Here is a 16,935-nt window from a genome sequence, read left to right on the forward strand (position 1 = left end):
TAAATATAGTTAACATTAAAAACAAATGACTGTCAATTATTTTTAAATCAAATGGTTCTTAAAAAAGAACAACTTATCATACGATAAGTTGTTCTACTTTCCGTGTTGTATCTTTCCGATTTCTAAAATAATCTCTTCATCTTTTTTTCCTTCTGTATCAATTCCAAGTTGCTTAGCATGCTCAATTAATAAATCATGGCGCTGCTCAAACCTAGCTTTATCTACTTCTTTCGTAACCTCTTCTTTTGTTTTCCCTTCAGTAGAAACTCCTAGTTTCTCAGTTGCTTTTTCCATCGATTGCTTCTCTTCAGCTTCTTTCACTTTCTTCACTTCTGACTGCTGTATTTGCTTTTGTTTCGACTGCTCTGATTCAGCTGCAAAAGCTGTGTAAATTCCAGCACTTCCGCCAACGACTAGTAAGGTGGTAAAAAGAATTATTTTTTTCTTCACTCTTTCCTCCCCTTTCAAATTCATTATAACGCACATTTTTACAGTATGAAAAACATTTCTCCTTTATTTCCCTAAAAAAATATTGAACATTTTTATTGACATGTAAGACGAATATATGATAAAAATTTAACTAACATCATATGAATCGGCATTGATAGGATTAGTAGTATTTCGATTTCTGATTTCAGAGAGCTGGTGGTCGGTGCGAACCAGTACAGAGCGAATTATGAATTACCCCCTGGAGCTTCTTTTGCGAAACGTACGGAGTAGTGAAAGACGGTTATAGACCGTTATATCTAAAGAGTGGTGAAACGACACTGTTTCACAATTTAGGGTGGTACCGCGAATTTTTCGTCCCTGCATATATTGCAGGGGCGTTTTTATTTTATTAGCGCATATCATACGACCCTTTATTTTGTGATACATTCATTTCACAAGCTAGGGTGGTACCGCGATTTCTTCGTCCCTGCATAATTATATGCAGGGACGTTTTTTTATCCAATCATTTCCGTATCATATTGAAGAACCAACAATTACCGGTAATTTGTCACAAAATTCTAAAATTTAGAAGGAAATAAACAATATTGGCGAATTTTATATAAAAAAGAGTTATTTTAGATTACTTAGGAGGGGAAAACAATGGTTTCAAAAATTGAATCTGTTCTTTTAACATTATTTATCTTTTTCTGTATTGGCTTTAGTGTTATCAAATTAGGAGTTTCACCACACATCCCAATTTTATTTGGTATCGTTCTTTTATTAGCATTTGGATTTATGAAAAAAATCTCTTGGTCTACTATGGAAAAAGGGATGATCAGTAGTATTTCAGCTGGTATTCCATCTATTTTTATTTTCTTACTTGTAGGCGTATTAATTAGTGTTTGGATCGCTGCCGGAACAATTCCAACTTTAATGGTATACGGCTTCCAGCTTGTATCTCCTAAAATTTTCGTTCCAACTGTTTTTGTTGTTTGTGCAATTGTTGGAACAAGTATCGGTAGTGCCTTTACAACTGCCGCAACTGTAGGACTTGCCTTTATGGGCATGGGTAGTGCTCTCGGATACGATCCGGCTCTGATCGCTGGTGCAATTATTTCTGGTGCATTCTTTGGAGATAAAATGTCTCCTTTATCTGATACAACAAACTTAGCTCCCGCTGTAACGGGTGTAGATTTATTTGAGCATATTCGTAACATGCTTTGGACAACAGTTCCAGCTTTCATTATTGCTTTTATCGCATTTTTCATTTTAGGAGGCGGCACTAGTGGAAACGTTGACTTCACAAACTTTATTAGCACATTAGAAAAAAACGCGACGATTTCTATCGTTACACTTATTCCAATTTTATTACTGTTCCTATTCGCATTTAAAAAAGTTCCAGCAGTTCCAACATTACTTGCAGGAATTGTGGTAGGAATTATTATTCTCTTTATTTTTAAACCTAGCACTTCTTTAGCTGATTTAATGAAAATTATGCAAGACGGTTACGTTTCTAAAACTGGTATAAAAGACATTGATAGCTTACTATCTCGCGGTGGTCTACAAAGTATGATGATGTCGATTGCCCTTATTTTCCTAGCTCTTTGTATGGGAGGATTATTACAAGGAATGGGTATTATCTCGCAGCTGATGAATATCATCTCTAGCTTTGTAAAAAATAGTACACGCTTAATTATTTCTACTGCTTCAACTGCAATTGGTGTAAACTTCTTACTTGGTGAGCAGTACTTATCAATCGTTTTAACAGGACAAGCATTCGCTAATAAATACGATGAAGTCGGTTTAGAACGTCGTAATTTATCACGCGTATTAGAAGATGCAGGTACAGTTATTAACCCGCTCGTACCATGGGGAGTAAGTGGTGTATTCTTATCGAATGTCCTTGGCGTTCCGACATTTGATTACCTTCCATTCGCAATTTTCTGTTTAGCTTGCCCAGTCTTAACAATTATTGTTGGTTTCACTGGATTTGGTCTTTCGTGGAAGAAAGAAAAAGCAGTACCTGTTTCATAATGTACACATAAAAAAAGGATTACCGTAATCGGTAATCCTTTTTTATGCTTTACTATCTATTTGCTTTCTTTCTTCTAAATAACAGAAGTAATCCCGCTCCAACAAACGCCAAACCTGCTCCAATTGTAGAAACAACACTTGTACCTGTTTTCGGTAAATCACGTTCTTCTTTATTTTCACTTACAGTTGTTGTTTCTTTTGAGTTTTGATTATCCGTTGTAGTTTGTCCAGATCCTGCATTATTTCCATCTTGTTTTGGTTCATTTCCATTATTACCTTCACCTGTTGGTGGTGTTGTTGGATTCTCTCCGTTATTGCCTTCACCTGTTGGCGGTGTTGTTGGATTCTCTCCGTTATTGCCTTCACCTGTTGGTGGCGTCGTTGGATTCTCTCCGTTATTGCCTTCACCTGTTGGCGGTGTTGTTGGATTCTCTCCGTTATTGCCTTCACCTGTTGGCGGTGTTGTTGGATTCTCTCCACCAGTTTCCTTATCATCATTCTTCTTCGTTATATCAATTGCATATTTAGCAAATTCATTTTCAGATGGTCCAACATATGATATCTTTCCATCTTTCTTTATATGGTTTTGTGCATTTGGTGAAGAATCAAATGTTGTATTTAATTTATCTGCAACAATCGGCTTAAACGTCCAATTTTGATCTGCTGCTGGATCAATAATTGGAGTTTCTTGCATATATTTCACAATGATTTGACGTGTTTCATCTTGTGATTGGTATACAACTTCCCCTTTACTTACACCAGGGAACGTTTGGCTACTTCCACGATAGTTATTTGTAGCTACGATGAACTCTTGATTGTCAGCTACAGGCTTACCTTCATACGTCATATTTACAATACGATTCGTATTTCCATTTACAACTTTACCATCTTTATCGTATTTCGCTGGTTGCGTCACGTCAATTTCGTATTTTAGACCATCTAAAATATCAAAATTATATGTAGGATAACCTATATTTACTAGTGGCTGCTCTTCTGTTTTCGCTGGATCAATTTGATTAAACTGACCAGCAGACATTTCAAGCCATTCTTTTACTTGTGCCCCGTTTACTTTTACAGCATATAACGTATTTGGATATACATATAAATCCGCTACGTTTTTAATCGCTAACGTTCCTGCTGGAATATCTGTATAATATGTAGCACCGTTTCGGCCACCTGCTTTAAATGGTGCTCCTGCAGATAATACTGGAATTCCTTTATATTTACTATATTGTCCGTTTTCAGCGAATAGCTTTTCTACATACCATTTTTGTGCATTTGTCACAAGTTGTACAGAAGGATCATCTTGTACTAATGAGAAATAACTATTAATTGGCGCTGTCGTTTTTCCTACAGCTGTATTCACATAATCAATTGTCGCTTGATGATCATCCTTAATTTCATTAACTAATTTTTGATCAGATTGTACTAATGGGTTCCCTTTACTATCAGCAATCGGACGAAGTTGCGGCTTCGATTGCTCTTTTTGTACTTCCCATTTTCCGTTTACCTTTTTCAATTGCATATCAATAATACCTAAGTTACTTCCAAACACACCAGGCATTACAACAGGAACACCATTAAATACATCCTTCACTTCAGTATGTGAATGTCCCATTAATACTGCATCTACACCAGGAACTTCTGTTAAATAATATGAAGCGTTTTCCATGCCAACATTGTATCCACTCTTATCAACACCGGAATGCGCTAGTGCAACGATAACGTCTGCACCCTCTTCTTTCATTTTCGGTACCATTTTCTTCGCTGTTTGAACAATATCTTTTGCTTTTACTTTTCCTTCTAAATTTGCTTTATCCCAGTTCATAACTTGGGGCGGAACAAATCCCATTACACCAATTTTCACCTTTTGCTTTTGACCTGATTCATCCTCTACTTCTTTTTCAAAAATATGATATGGTTTAAAGTAATTTTGGTCATTCTCTTCATTATTATCTTTATCGTCTTTATAGACGTTTGAGTTAATAACTGGGAATTCTGTTTTACTAATCACTTTGTTTAAATAATCTAAACCGTAGTTAAATTCATGGTTCCCAAGAGAGATGACGTCATACTTCATTAAATTCATTACACGATATAATGGATGTACATAACTCGGATCCACAGGCTTCTTCGAATCATTTATTTTATTCGCCACATAATCCCCAAGTGGCGTACCTTGTAATGCATCCCCATCATCAAATAAGACAGAGTTCTTCGCTTCTTCACGCGCTTTATTAACAAGTGTTGCAGTTTGCACGAGACCTACTTTATTATCTGTTTTCGTTTGATAATAATCGTAATTCATTAAGTTAACGTGAATATCTGATGTTTCTAAAATTCGTAAGTTAACTGTACTCTCCCCAGCTTTTTCCTCTGCTTGAGCTGTTGTTGGCAGCACTTGCGGTGCTATAACACCAATAGCAATTGTTGCTCCAGCTAACATTTTTTTTGACTTTTTCACAAAAAATCCCCCTTATACGATTACCCCAAAATAATGAAGTGAATCTCTATCAGTCCCTAACCACATACCTTTTTTCTTCTATTAGAGCAATGATCTTCACCTTATCTGACATTATCATATCTAAAGTACTTTCATATCGTCAATATTTTTTGACATACTTCTACAAATTTTCTGTAAAGTTATTGTAAAATTTTCATAAACATATAACATGCCCTTACATTGCTTATACTGCTGAATATGATACAATTACCAATTACAAGGAGGATGAATTTATGAAAAAAGTCATCTTAACAATTGTTTGTCTCCTCCTTCTGATCATTTCTTATTCTAATTTTGAAAAGAACGATGAGACAAAACAAAAAGAAAATGAAAGAAAAACAGAAAAAACATCTGCTCCCAATTGGATTGATAAGCAAACGAATGACTCCTTTTATCACCTCGTATTAGGTGATTCACTCGCAAAAGGATATGGCTCAACACAAGGGGGATTTGCCGAATTAGCCTCTAGACAACTAGAAGGACAAATTCATAAACCAATTACGGTAGAAAACCTCGGTGTAAATGGTCTCACTACAGATCGTCTCGCTAAAAAAGTCCAGTCAGAAGAAGTTCAACAAAAGATTAGGGAAGCAAATATAATTACTATTAATATTGGAGGAAATAATTTATTCCGCTTAAATCGTGATGTAGGTGTTATAGATGGTATTAAAATTTTAAATAAGGAAAAAGCCCGTTTTGAAACGGATGTAAAAAATATTGTAAAGACCGTTCGAGATCAAAATCCGAATGCTTTACTCATTCTCTCTGAACTCTATAACCCTTTACAACTAGATGACTCCATCTCAAGTTATGCAGATATGTTTTTAGATGGTTGGAATGATTCTGTTTATTCTATTTCAAAAGCAAATCAACCGTCGATCGTTTTACCAATTCGCAAATTAATATCGAATGATAAAAAAGAATTACTATTTGACCAAGTACACCCAAATGATAACGGTTATGCGATAATTGCCAATACATTTACAAAACAAGTGTTATCCTACAAATATTAAGGTTACCGTGAAACAATTCTATTTTTATACCTTGTCTTTTTTGTTACAATGATAGTGGAAGGGGGCCGTTATATGGAATCACGCGAGTGGGAACGTATTGTTGATCATCTTCTTTCGCTAGTGCCTCTTTTTTATCGCAAATTTATGCTTCCTGGAGAGTTTTCTTCTCAAAGACATATGCCGCCATCACATACGCAAGTGTTACTGCTTTTGCATGAAAATGGTACATTAGCAGTTTCAGAAATTGGCAAGCGGCTAGCGATTTCACGGCCTAACATGACCCCTCTATTAAACAAACTTATTCAAGAAGAACTAATAGAGCGTCATTATAGCGAAAAAGATCGACGTGTCATTTTAATTTCCCTAACAACTGAAGGGAAATTACTAGTAAATCAGTATCAACAATTCATTTTAGACAAACTAAAAGAAAATTTTCAAACATTATCTGAGGAAGAGCGCGAAAAGCTCATTCATTCTCTTCAAACCATTCAAAATTTAATTTTGAAAACAAACGCATAAAGCTGCTTCTAAATAGAAGCAGCTTTATGATTCGTAATAATTACCATAGTACACATTTGAATATGGCCATGTCATTAAATACGGCTTTCGTTCTTGAACAGGTTGCTGCTCGGGCTGTTGAGGCTGCGGCTGTTGCATTTGCTGTATTTGTTGCTGCGGATATACGCCGAATTGCTGCCTCATATCATTTACAGGATAATAATTTATATATGGATATACTTGCGGTACATAGTAATAATACATTCATTCTCTCCCCCTTTTCCTTAAACATATTCAAAGGGGAAAATGAATGTGACATTCTTTATATTTGCACAAGTGGTTCTCTAACTTGTTTCTTTCTTTTCTTCAAACGTAACTTACGATTCTTTTCATATAAATAATGCACAACGAAATATGAAATTACCCCAAACACAATTCCTATTATCGTCATACCAATTAATACATATACTTCACTCTGTAATAAGCTCTTTAACATCGTAAAAATATGGCTCGAAAACAAATCTGATATCGTAAATGGTTCATGATGTATTTTCTGTACATCAAATGGATAAATCATTTTCCCTAACGCATAAGCAAACGGAAATAAAAATACTGGGAGAAACGATATTTTCCCAATAATATTACCAATGACTGCGGCTGGAAAAGATCCTTTTGCTAACCTGACAATTGGATAAAATATTAAATATACGAGCGATGCCGTATAAATTACCAACATTTCTAAACCAAATCCAATCGCAAAACCTAACGACACTTTCTTTGCTCCTTCTGGTGATCGAAGCAACTTATAATATTGAAACTTTAATATTCTCCACATCCGCTGAAAAAACGAATATGTTTTCTTAGTTGTTTTCAAATTCATCATCTCTTTAACTATATTTTTTCTATCTAGTATGTCCTTACATGATATGAAAAACAAATGTAGTTTACTCTTTTTATTATAAATGATATAGAGATGGTTAACCAAATATACATACGACATTTCAATATAAAAAAGCACACCTCTAATTGTTATTCGTGTCTAAAAATTTGAGGTGCACTTTAGTTGGACGGCTTTTTTCTTATTTATTCTCCTAATGTTTGTCCCATGTCATTTATTTTTATATCAAGACGAAAAAAGCACTTGTTGCCTTTAATCGACAACCCAGTGCTTTAAGTTCATCTGTTTTTAAGTAGCATAGATTTCTAAGTTTTGTAGTAACAGTTTGACAGCCTTTATATGTTGTGACAACTACTACGTTAAAACTTACGAGTTTGTACGAGTTCATTAGTTTTATGTCCATTCCATGTGTTTTTCATCATCCAGTAAAATGTCATCTCGCCTAAGCTCGTACTTCGTTTTTCTATTCTATCATTGCACACAGTACTCCATGATGGTACAACCATCATGGAGTATGTACTTTTTAATAGCTTATTCTTATTCTTTTTCTTTCCACTCCAATAATAAATTCTTTTCTGTTAGCTTGCCTTATGTGCTTATATATCGTTTCAACTTTAAACATTAGATGGTTAGATGCTCTTAATTACCTCATTAACAGATTCACTAAACATATCAGGGTCTTCATTTTTTATATCAATCAATAATTCTTTAATACTAATCGTAATTGATGGATCAAATCCCGAAAGTACTTTTCCATATGCTAATCTTACTTGAGGGTAATTAAGAATTCTATAATGTAAAATTTCTACCCATTCTTTAGCTGAGTTAATCATCTTTGGAAAAGCTTTAACAATACATACAAGTCCTTCTTCTATGTTATTTTTATATAAGCTCTCTATTCCATGAATCAAACCAAACATAACCTCAAATTGCTCGGTCTCATCATCCAGAACTAAACATAACTCTGCAATAACAGAGACGTCGTTATACGCTATTACTTCCATTAATGACTCATTAAAATCTCGTATCTCATTCTCACTTTCTAATAAACGATTATCGTATAATCTTTTTAAATGACTCTTTATATCCAAAGATAATCACCCTTTCCATATTTTATTTATCAAATAAATGCAGATACAGCTCTTTGTTTCTTTTAATAACTCCTCGTAAACCCTCTCTTATATCCTCAGTATACAAACCATCTTTTATATAAATTCTTCGAGCATCCAAACTATCATGAGCTAAGGTTTAAATACTCCTTTGATTTTCTCCTGATAGACCATATATATATATTTCACGATGTCTCCCACCGGTTTCTTCATTTTAAAATGTTTCTTTTATCATAGTTCATTTATTTTTTTGCATAACTTAATCCTCTCGAACTAAATAGCTTTTATTCTTATCTTCCCAGTTATTCGGAATATATTCTTCAAAAGATATTGATTCCGGATAATTAGAATAAAAAATTAAACGATCAAAATCTATTAAAAAACATGGGTTATAATCATAATAGGCTTCTTCTCTATTAGCTCTTAATTCCCTTAAAAATTCAAACCTAATATCTTCTGTAAATTTTTCATATTTTTCTATCCTTTCTAAAAAATCAGCTATTGTAGTCTCATTTAAAATACAAATGCCTTTTCTTTCTTCTCGATATTCACTAGGAGCGTACCCAGCTTGATTATAATCTAAATACCATAAATCCGATTCAGTTATATACCAATTAAATTTATTTTTATATTTTACACCTACTATAATATTTTCTGCATATAAAGACTTAATCATTTAATTAGTTATCCTCTCTTACTTAATAAGTTTAGCGTTTTTTAATAATATACCAACTATCGACTAATGGGGGCGGGTAATTCTTATACAACACCTTCAAATCCATATTTATCAAAGCGTTGTCGTTAAATTTGAATATTAATTCAAATCCATAAATTTTTATGTAATTTTTTATATTACTAAAAAACCTTGAAAGACATATAGCCAATCAAGGTTTCAATAGTATTTTACCCAATCCCATAGTATAGATTATCTATTCCTTTATTTTTTTGAAACATATACTTATATGCATAAAGTTTTATGCTAGTAGATATATAGCTGTACTAATCACTAAAATACCTTCTTAAAAATCTACTTTTTCTCCCGAATCAGTATAAACAAAATACTTTTTATTATTTTCATTTAGTAAAGTAATATCTGTGCCAATTGGCATATTAAAAATATTCATTACCGCTGGTTCTATTTCAATAATAGTTCCCCAATCACAAATTGACATATTTGATGCATCAGCAAGATATTCATCTGTATCTATTTCTGACAAAAATCTCCATCCATTGTCGATAGCATTAACTGGTTGTTCTTTAATACACCATTTCACATTCCCTTTATTTTGTAAAATATTCTTAGATACAACGCTACCACCTAATCCACTACTCTTTTTCAAATAATCATCTCCAGAACTTTTTTCATATCATCTGTTCCACGTTCTTCAATTAAATACCTTAATGAATTTCCAGATTTATTTTCATCATTAGTATTCGGTCGTTTTCCTAAACATTTTACAATTAAATCATTTCCTTCCTTTGTTCTTTTTTTTAATACTTCTTGACATAAAGACCATATTGCAGAATTACCAAATTTTTCATCTTTCAAATTCAAATCTACCCCCATATCAACCAGCCTACAAGCTACTTCAACCGCACCTGGACAATTAATATTTGCTGCTAAATAGTGCAATTCATTACATTCATCATTAGAAATTATATTAACCTTTGCACCATTGTCCAATAGAAAGTTTGCTATATCAAACTTTCTACTAATTAATGATTTTTCAAGTAAACTAATACCATTTTTATCAATTGAATTTACAATCTCTTCAATACAGTTTCCCTCAATTCTTAGCTTCTCTAAAAATAATTCAAGATTCCCGAGCTTTATAATAGTCCCATAATCAGCTTTATTAATATCCATTTATACTATCCCCCTCTCATTCATACTTATGGCTTCGGTTAGTACTTGGCAATTCCGGTCGATAGTTTTCAGGCTTTCTATACCACTTTAAGAACTCTTTTTTTGTAATAATCTCGTTCATATATAATTCATGCATATCAGAATATTTCTCTCCTGGTATATGCCCCATATCCCATTGACCACTTCTTCGTTTAGATTTATCCCAAATTATTTCTACACCTGATGGATCATAAACTTTCCCATCGATAGAATCTTTCGCATTTTCCCACACTTGTTCAACCTGACCTTTTCCATAACTAGGCCTGCTTTTACTATATGGTTTTTTAGTAGCGATACCATCCTCTGTAGCTTTTACAGTATTCTTAACTCCATTGACTTTCTCCACAGGTACTTTTTTAGCTTTATTCACAGCCTCAGCAGCCTTAGCAGTCATTTTAACTCCTTTACCTACTTTAGCTATCTTTCCAAAGGGTGTAAGGCCGGCTACAGCCATGACACCTGCCCCAGCACGTTCCCACCCCGAAAGTTTTTCGCCAGTAGATGGATCAATACCATCCCAAACACGACGAACATCATACTCCCCACTTATTTCACCCGCTATATCCCTAGCTAGTTTTTTACCATCAAAACCCTCTTTTTCTGATGATAGTGGTCCACACATTGCACCTTTTTCCATTGTAACATCTTGATTATCTGTATTGCGGAATTTCTCAGCAATTCGTTTCAAATCTTCTTCTACTTTTACAAGTGAATGAAGCCTATGTTTATGTGAAGTAAAGGGCCTTCCTGGTGAACAAGGCCCAAAAGGTTAGACAAAAAATTAAGTAGCTATTTCTCTAATGGATATCCCTCGTCTATCCATATAATTAAGTACATTCAGTGTATACTGAAGGGAATATGTTTTTATTTCATTTACTTTTCTTCTAGTAAGAATTTAACCATAAAAAAATACACCTCCAATTGTTATTCGTGTCTAACAATTGGGGTGCACATCATTTAGGAAGGCTCTTCTATATTTTTAAATAAACTTACTAATAATGCTTTTTGCGCATGCAATCGGTTACCAGCTTGCTCAAAGACGATAGACTGCGGTCCATCTATAATTTCTCCTGTTACTTCCTCTTCACGATGGGCAGGTAAACAGTGTAAGAAACGATACGTTTGCTTCGCATGCATAACAAGTTCTTTATTAATTTGGTAAGGTTGAAATAATGTATATTTCTCTTCTTCTCCCTCTTGCCCCATGCTCATCCAAACGTCAGTATAAATAAAGTCTGCTTCGTTTACCGCTAATTTAAGGTTATGCAAAATTTCAATTTCAGCCCCTGTTTCTTCAGCAATCGCTAACGCTTTTTTTACAATTTCCTCATTCGGTTCATACCCTACAGGCGTTGCAACAGTCATATTCATTCCGACTTTCGCACTCGCTAACAACAATGAATGACATACGTTATTCCCATCACCTACGTAAGCCAATTTAATTCCTTTAAATGTCTTTACTTCTTCATAAATCGTCATTAAATCTGCCAACGCTTGACATGGATGATGATCATCCGTTAATCCATTAATTACAGGTATGCTCGATTCTTTTGCAAGCTCTTCTACATCGGCATGTGAAAATGTACGTATCATAATCCCGTCAATGTAATGAGACAATACTTTCGCAGTATCTGAAACGCTCTCCCCTCTTCCAATTTGCATCTCTTTCCCACTTAAAAACATGCCATGTCCTCCGAGCTGTACCATTCCTGCTTCAAAAGATACGCGAGTACGAGTTGAATGTTTATCAAAGATAAGCCCTAATATTTTCCCTTGTAATAAAGGCTCCTGCTTATTCTTTTTTAAATATATAGCGAACTCAATTAAAGAAATAATTTCTTCTTGCGTCAGTTCTTCTAGTGTTAAAAGATCTTTCGTATTTAATTTCGGTACTTGTACAGTTGACATGAAATTTCCCCCTTATATGATTGATGCATTTTTTGTACAAACCACTTTTTTTATCATATATACTGCCTGTTCCAGCTCTTCATTCGTTACAATGAGTGGCGGTAATAGTCTTATAACATTAGGCCCTGCTTGTAATACGAGAAGTCCTGATTTTTCTAGTTGTTCTATAAAACTTGAAACTTCATGCTTACACTCAATTCCAATCATAAGCCCCTTACCACGTATATTTTGAATATATTCGACATGTTGTAATTCCTCTTGCAACTTCTCTAATACGTACTCGCCCTTTTCTTGTACTTCTTTTAAAAACGATGGTCTTTTACTTACTTGTAATACTTCTTTCGCTGCAGCCATCGCAATATAATTCCCGCCAAAAGTTGAACCGTGTGATCCTGCAGTGAACGACGTTCCGAGTTCTTTCCGGCCAATCATCGCTCCAACAGGAATACCATTTCCTAGTGCCTTTGCAACGGTAACGATATCAGGTTTTATTCCCATTTGTTCGTAAGCGAATAGTGTTCCTGTTCTTCCTATCCCCGTTTGTACTTCGTCTATAATAAATAAGGAGCCAAACTTATTACATAATGCTTCAATTGCTTTCAAAAAAGATAAATCAGCAGGTATGACTCCTCCCTCTCCTTGAACAACTTCTACCATTATCGCCGCAACTTCTTCATTCATTACTTCCTCTAACGCCTTTATATCGTTAAAAGGGATATGTAAAAAAGACGGAAGGAGCGGACCAAATCCTTCTTTCACTTTATTTTGCCCCGTCGCACTCATCGTTCCGAATGTTCTCCCGTGAAAAGACTGCTCACATGTTACGACGAGAGATTTTCCAGTATGCTTACGGGCTAGCTTCAAAGCTGCTTCATTCGCCTCTGCCCCGCTATTACAAAAGAATACATGATCTAATGCTATATTTTCTGTTAATAATGACGCGACTTCTTCTTGTAAGCTGTTTTTAAACAGGTTAGATATATGCCATATATCATCAAGTTGCTCTTGTACAGCTTTCATCACAGTAGGATGACAATGTCCTACATTACATACTCCAATACCGGAAGTGAAATCTAAATATTGCTTACCATTTGTATCAATAACTTTCGTTCCATTTCCCTTTACAAACTCAATAGTTCTTCTCCCATACGTTTGAAAAAGATGACTTGTCATACAATACTCACTCCTTTCGTTACCGTCGTTCCAATACACTCTCCGGTAACTTCAGCAAAGTCTTTTGTACCATTCACGACACTTACCTTTTGCACTCCCATTTTTAATGACGCTAGTGCCGCCTGTACTTTCGGAATCATCCCGCCTGTAATAACCCCTTTTTCAATAAAAGTATCAATTTCAAATTCGTCCGTTTTCTTTACTAATTTTCCTTCATGTAATATTCCATCTACATCTGTAATAAAAATGAGTTCCTTTGCAGATAATGCTGCCGCAATTCCAGCTGCAGCATTATCTGCATTTATGTTATAAATCTCATTTTCATTTATCCCGATTGGAGCAATAACAGGAATATAATTCATATTTATTAACCCTTTTAGTAAGGCTGTTTCGACATAACTTACTTCTCCCACATATCCTATCTCCTTGCTGACAGGTTGAACTTGAAGTAAATTGCCGTCACATCCTGAACAACCTACCGCAAGTAAATTATGCTTTTGTAAATTCATTACGAGTTTTTTATTCGTACTTCCACATAGCACCATTTGAACAATATCCATAACTTCTCTCGGTGTTACTCGTAACCCATCTCTTTTCTCTACTTTGATGTTACAATCTTTTAATTTGGCATCAATTTCTGGACCACCACCATGAACAATCACTACCTTATACTTTTGTTGCAATTTCTTTATACAATCAAAAAACACATCATTTAATTGATCCAACATACTACCGCCGCATTTCACTACAATATAATCGCTCATCTTCCCTCTCCTTATGTACGATAACAAGCGTTTATTTTCACATATTCATAGCTTAAGTCACAGCCCCAAGCAGATCCGTTCTCTTCTCCTAAATGTAAATACACATCAATAATAATTTCATGTTCTTGTAATTTCTTTTTCATTTCCTCTTCAGAAAACATTTGAGGCTCACTATTTTTTAACACTGCGATAGATTGAAGAGTAATATCAATTGTATTCGGATTAATCTCTACTTCACTTTGTCCAATACTGCTAATAATTCGCCCCCAATTTGGGTCTTCACCATATATCGCTGTTTTCACAAGACTCGAACCGACTATTTGCTTTGCAATTTTCTTTGCCTCTTCATTTGTTAGAGCTCCTAGCACATTTACTTCTATTAACTTCGTAGCCCCTTCACCATCTTGCGCAATTTTTTTGGCTAAATCTTCACATACCTTCTGTAAAGTAAATACGAAAGTTTCCCAATCTTTATGTTCCATAGTTATTGGTTTCGTTTCTGATAATCCACTTGCCATTACGATGACCATATCATTTGTAGAAGTATCTCCATCCACCGTAATTTGATTAAATGTATGATTCGTTATTTGTGATAATGCTGTTTGCAATACTTCATGCTCTATGTTGATATCTGTTGTAATAAAACTTAGCATCGTTGCCATATTTGGATGAATCATCCCTGAACCTTTTGCGACACCCGCAATCGTCACTTTCTTCCCATCAATGATCATCTCATAGCAAGTTTCTTTCGTTATAAGATCCGTCGTTAAAATCGCTTCAGAAAAAGAATGTGCTTCACTTACTGCCTTCGCCGGTGTAAGAGTCGAAATTCCCTTTCGGATTATATCCATCGGTAAAGGCACACCAATTACACCTGTTGAAGCTACTGCAACGTAGTTTTCTTTCACTCCAAAATGTTCCGCCCCTAATGCGCGCATCTCGTATGCATCTTGTAATCCTTTCGTTCCCGTACAAGCATTTGCATTTCCACTATTGACGATAATTGCTTGTAATTTCCCCTCAGCCGCTATACTATCTTTCGTTACTTGCAGGGGTGCTGCTTGTATTTGATTTGTTGTATAGACGGCGGCGCATGATGCTGGCACTTCACAAATGATTACACCTAAATCCCTTTTTTCTTTTTTCAAACCATTTGCAGTACCGATTGCCGAAAAGCCTTTTGGCATTACAATTGAACCATTTTCTAATTTTGTAATAGACTCTACTTTAATCATCATGTCCCCCTTATAGATAAAGCGGCATATGTTGTAAACCCGTTGTTTCTTCTAGTCCCGCTACTATGTTTGCATTTTGAATCGCTTGCCCAGCCGCACCTTTCATCATATTGTCTATAACAGAAACGACCGTCACTCTTCCTGTTCTTTCATCGTAAGCTATCCCCATATCACAATAATTTGAGCCCCTCACTTCTTTCGGACTTGGAAACTCTCCTTGTGCGCGAATTCGAATGAAAGTCGATCGTTCATACGTTTCTTCATATAATTTTTGAAGTTGTTCTATTTCCATTTCTCGTTTTACTTTCGCATAAAGTGTAACCATAATCCCCCGTGATATCGGTATTAAATGTGTACTAAACGTGATTGGCTTCGTTTCCCTATTCCACTCTGCAAGCATTTGCTCAATCTCAGGAACGTGTTGATGCTCATTTACTTTATAAATGTGCAAGTTATCGTATAACTCGGGAAAGTGAGTCATTGTTGTTGGCGTTTTTCCCGCTCCAGATACTCCTGATTTCGCATCAATAATAATTGAATCTTCTTCAATCATGCCGCTACGTACTAACGGCAATATCGCTAATAATGCAGCTGTAGCAAAGCATCCTGGGTTTGCAATTAAATTAGCATTTTGAATCTCGGACCTTTTCCATTCACTTAACCCATATACTGCTTTCCTAAGAACTTCTTCTTTTGCAGCTGCCCTTTTATACCACTGTTCATATGTCAAAGGATCTTTCATACGAAAGTCTCCAGATAGGTCAATTACTTTTAAACCTACTGCTAATAATTTCGGAGTTAACTCTGCGGATACTCCTGCTGGGGTTGCTAAAAATACAATTTCAGCTTCCTTCTCTATCTTCTCCGCATCAATTTCTTGTAACGTATGGACAAGAATATTTCGAAAATGCGGGTATACATTTGTTATAAATTCACCAACTTGTGAAAAAGAATGGAGAGATGCTATCGAAAAATATGGATGTTGCTCTAATAACCGAATTAATTCAATACCTCCATATCCAGTTGCTCCAATAATTGCGACTTTCATAAGCTCCTCCTCATATCTATTCTTTAAATTAAGTATGATTATAATATTGCATAATTATAAAGTCAATTAAATATTTATAATTTTTAAAAACTTCGAAATATTAATTCCACTACGAAAGCAATATATACGAGTGGATTTTTATACAAAAACAGTGCATATTAGTATTTTCATTTCACTTCAAGTACAATAAAACAATACATGTATACATACAGGCGGGGAAAAACATGAATAAAAAATTAATTGAGAAAATGATTATAAAAAGTTTTCGGCAATATCAATGTAATCATGTTTCAAAAGAGGATCAGGAAATGCTAATTAAACATATTCAAATGATAATTCATTCAAATACTGAAATTGATGTATACGAGGCTGTTGAGGATATCGTTTACGATTATGTGACTGGAAAATAAAAAATAG

General features: G+C 34.7%; 17 protein-coding genes, 1 pseudogene and 1 other annotated feature. Of the genes and pseudogenes, 4 read left to right on the forward strand and 14 right to left on the reverse strand.

The window, feature by feature from the left end:
- Positions 1 to 93: 93 nt before the first annotated feature.
- A complete protein-coding gene (locus BAU23_RS03605; protein WP_002094419.1) occupies positions 94 to 450 on the reverse strand; it encodes a hypothetical protein in 357 nt (118 codons plus the stop codon).
- A gap of 142 nt (positions 451 to 592) precedes the next feature.
- Positions 593 to 812: a binding site (T-box leader), on the forward strand.
- 277 nt (positions 813 to 1,089) lie between these two features.
- Here BAU23_RS03605 and nhaC point away from each other — a divergent pair.
- Positions 1,090 to 2,463 carry a Na+/H+ antiporter NhaC gene (gene nhaC, locus BAU23_RS03610; RefSeq protein ID WP_000253738.1) on the forward strand — a complete coding sequence of 458 codons (1,374 nt, stop codon included), beginning with the start codon at positions 1,090 to 1,092 and terminating at the stop codon, positions 2,461 to 2,463.
- Between the two features lie 52 nt (positions 2,464 to 2,515).
- Here the strand turns inward: nhaC and cpdB are convergent, their stop codons facing one another.
- Positions 2,516 to 4,927, reverse strand: a complete 2,412-nt coding sequence (gene cpdB / locus BAU23_RS03615) for a bifunctional 2',3'-cyclic-nucleotide 2'-phosphodiesterase/3'-nucleotidase (RefSeq protein ID WP_071733523.1) — start codon at positions 4,925 to 4,927, stop codon at positions 2,516 to 2,518.
- A 272-nt stretch (positions 4,928 to 5,199) separates the two neighbouring features.
- Here cpdB and BAU23_RS03620 point away from each other — a divergent pair, with 272 nt between their 5' ends.
- Positions 5,200 to 5,979, forward strand: a complete 780-nt coding sequence (locus BAU23_RS03620; protein ID WP_000755829.1) for a GDSL-type esterase/lipase family protein — start codon at positions 5,200 to 5,202, stop codon at positions 5,977 to 5,979.
- 72 nt (positions 5,980 to 6,051) lie between these two features.
- The gene (locus BAU23_RS03625) at positions 6,052 to 6,498 is read left to right on the forward strand and encodes a MarR family winged helix-turn-helix transcriptional regulator (RefSeq protein ID WP_000445823.1); all 447 of its coding nucleotides are present in this window, start codon (positions 6,052 to 6,054) and stop codon (positions 6,496 to 6,498) included.
- A 24-nt stretch (positions 6,499 to 6,522) separates the two neighbouring features.
- Here the strand turns inward: BAU23_RS03625 and BAU23_RS03630 are convergent, their stop codons facing one another.
- The 12 genes and pseudogenes from BAU23_RS03630 to argC form a co-directional block, all read right to left on the reverse strand.
- Entirely contained in the window at positions 6,523 to 6,741 is a 219-nt protein-coding gene (locus tag BAU23_RS03630; RefSeq protein WP_000291938.1) for a hypothetical protein, read from the reverse strand.
- A 58-nt stretch (positions 6,742 to 6,799) separates the two neighbouring features.
- Positions 6,800 to 7,351, reverse strand: coding sequence for a DUF2062 domain-containing protein (locus BAU23_RS03635; RefSeq protein ID WP_000858888.1), 552 nt, complete (start codon positions 7,349 to 7,351; stop codon positions 6,800 to 6,802).
- Positions 7,352 to 8,004: 653 nt separating this feature from the next.
- On the reverse strand, positions 8,005 to 8,466 hold the full coding sequence (locus BAU23_RS03645; RefSeq protein ID WP_071733528.1) for an Imm30 family immunity protein: 462 nt from the start codon (positions 8,464 to 8,466) through the stop codon (positions 8,005 to 8,007).
- A gap of 277 nt (positions 8,467 to 8,743) precedes the next feature.
- Complete coding sequence (locus tag BAU23_RS03650) at positions 8,744 to 9,160, reverse strand: hypothetical protein (protein ID WP_000597525.1); 417 nt, start codon at positions 9,158 to 9,160, stop codon at positions 8,744 to 8,746.
- Between the two features lie 343 nt (positions 9,161 to 9,503).
- Entirely contained in the window at positions 9,504 to 9,824 is a 321-nt protein-coding gene (locus BAU23_RS03655; protein ID WP_000749723.1) for an immunity protein Imm33 domain-containing protein, read from the reverse strand.
- Positions 9,821 to 10,351, reverse strand: a complete 531-nt coding sequence (locus tag BAU23_RS03660; protein WP_000353925.1) for an ankyrin repeat domain-containing protein — start codon at positions 10,349 to 10,351, stop codon at positions 9,821 to 9,823. Before BAU23_RS03660 ends, BAU23_RS03655 begins: the two co-directional genes overlap by 4 nt.
- 16 nt (positions 10,352 to 10,367) lie before the next feature.
- Positions 10,368 to 11,108: pseudogene (locus BAU23_RS03665) on the reverse strand (GH-E family nuclease); the annotation flags it as partial.
- Between the two features lie 239 nt (positions 11,109 to 11,347).
- Entirely contained in the window at positions 11,348 to 12,298 is a 951-nt protein-coding gene (gene argF / locus BAU23_RS03670) for an ornithine carbamoyltransferase (RefSeq protein WP_071733532.1), read from the reverse strand.
- A 12-nt stretch (positions 12,299 to 12,310) separates the two neighbouring features.
- Positions 12,311 to 13,471: an acetylornithine transaminase gene (locus BAU23_RS03675; RefSeq protein ID WP_071733534.1), complete on the reverse strand. Its 1,161-nt coding sequence runs from the start codon at positions 13,469 to 13,471 to the stop codon at positions 12,311 to 12,313.
- Positions 13,468 to 14,235 (reverse strand): acetylglutamate kinase, encoded by a 768-nt coding sequence (argB, locus tag BAU23_RS03680; RefSeq protein WP_001286776.1) that lies wholly within the window; start codon positions 14,233 to 14,235, stop codon positions 13,468 to 13,470. Before argB ends, BAU23_RS03675 begins: the two co-directional genes overlap by 4 nt.
- Before the next feature lie 11 nt (positions 14,236 to 14,246).
- The gene (gene argJ / locus BAU23_RS03685) at positions 14,247 to 15,470 is read right to left on the reverse strand and encodes a bifunctional glutamate N-acetyltransferase/amino-acid acetyltransferase ArgJ (RefSeq protein ID WP_000598464.1); all 1,224 of its coding nucleotides are present in this window, start codon (positions 15,468 to 15,470) and stop codon (positions 14,247 to 14,249) included.
- A 10-nt stretch (positions 15,471 to 15,480) separates the two neighbouring features.
- Entirely contained in the window at positions 15,481 to 16,518 is a 1,038-nt protein-coding gene (gene argC / locus BAU23_RS03690; RefSeq protein ID WP_000861259.1) for an N-acetyl-gamma-glutamyl-phosphate reductase, read from the reverse strand.
- A 224-nt stretch (positions 16,519 to 16,742) separates the two neighbouring features.
- On the opposite strand from argC, the gene BAU23_RS03695 reads away from it, so the two are divergent.
- Positions 16,743 to 16,928: a YqzH family protein gene (locus BAU23_RS03695; protein WP_001035524.1), complete on the forward strand. Its 186-nt coding sequence runs from the start codon at positions 16,743 to 16,745 to the stop codon at positions 16,926 to 16,928.
- Positions 16,929 to 16,935: the final 7 nt, after the last annotated feature.

It is taken from the genome of Bacillus nitratireducens (assembly GCF_001884135.1).
Taxonomy (GTDB): Bacteria; Bacillota; Bacilli; order Bacillales; family Bacillaceae_G; genus Bacillus_A; species Bacillus_A nitratireducens.

What these genes read in the sequence shown, in the direction of transcription:
- nhaC (WP_000253738.1), top strand. Translation starts at nt 1,090, where the DNA reads ATGGTTTCAAAAATTGAATCTGTTCTTTTAACATTATTTATCTTTTTC.
- BAU23_RS03620 (WP_000755829.1), top strand. Translation starts at nt 5,200, where the DNA reads ATGAAAAAAGTCATCTTAACAATTGTTTGTCTCCTCCTTCTGATCATT.
- BAU23_RS03625 (WP_000445823.1), top strand. Translation starts at nt 6,052, where the DNA reads ATGGAATCACGCGAGTGGGAACGTATTGTTGATCATCTTCTTTCGCTA.
- BAU23_RS03630 (WP_000291938.1), bottom strand. Translation starts at nt 6,741, where the DNA reads ATGTATTATTACTATGTACCGCAAGTATATCCATATATAAATTATTAT.
- BAU23_RS03650 (WP_000597525.1), bottom strand. Translation starts at nt 9,160, where the DNA reads ATGATTAAGTCTTTATATGCAGAAAATATTATAGTAGGTGTAAAATAT.
- BAU23_RS03660 (WP_000353925.1), bottom strand. Translation starts at nt 10,351, where the DNA reads ATGGATATTAATAAAGCTGATTATGGGACTATTATAAAGCTCGGGAAT.
- argF (WP_071733532.1), bottom strand. Translation starts at nt 12,298, where the DNA reads ATGTCAACTGTACAAGTACCGAAATTAAATACGAAAGATCTTTTAACA.
- BAU23_RS03675 (WP_071733534.1), bottom strand. Translation starts at nt 13,471, where the DNA reads ATGACAAGTCATCTTTTTCAAACGTATGGGAGAAGAACTATTGAGTTT.
- argB (WP_001286776.1), bottom strand. Translation starts at nt 14,235, where the DNA reads ATGAGCGATTATATTGTAGTGAAATGCGGCGGTAGTATGTTGGATCAA.
- argJ (WP_000598464.1), bottom strand. Translation starts at nt 15,470, where the DNA reads ATGATTAAAGTAGAGTCTATTACAAAATTAGAAAATGGTTCAATTGTA.
- argC (WP_000861259.1), bottom strand. Translation starts at nt 16,518, where the DNA reads ATGAAAGTCGCAATTATTGGAGCAACTGGATATGGAGGTATTGAATTA.
- BAU23_RS03695 (WP_001035524.1), top strand. Translation starts at nt 16,743, where the DNA reads ATGAATAAAAAATTAATTGAGAAAATGATTATAAAAAGTTTTCGGCAA.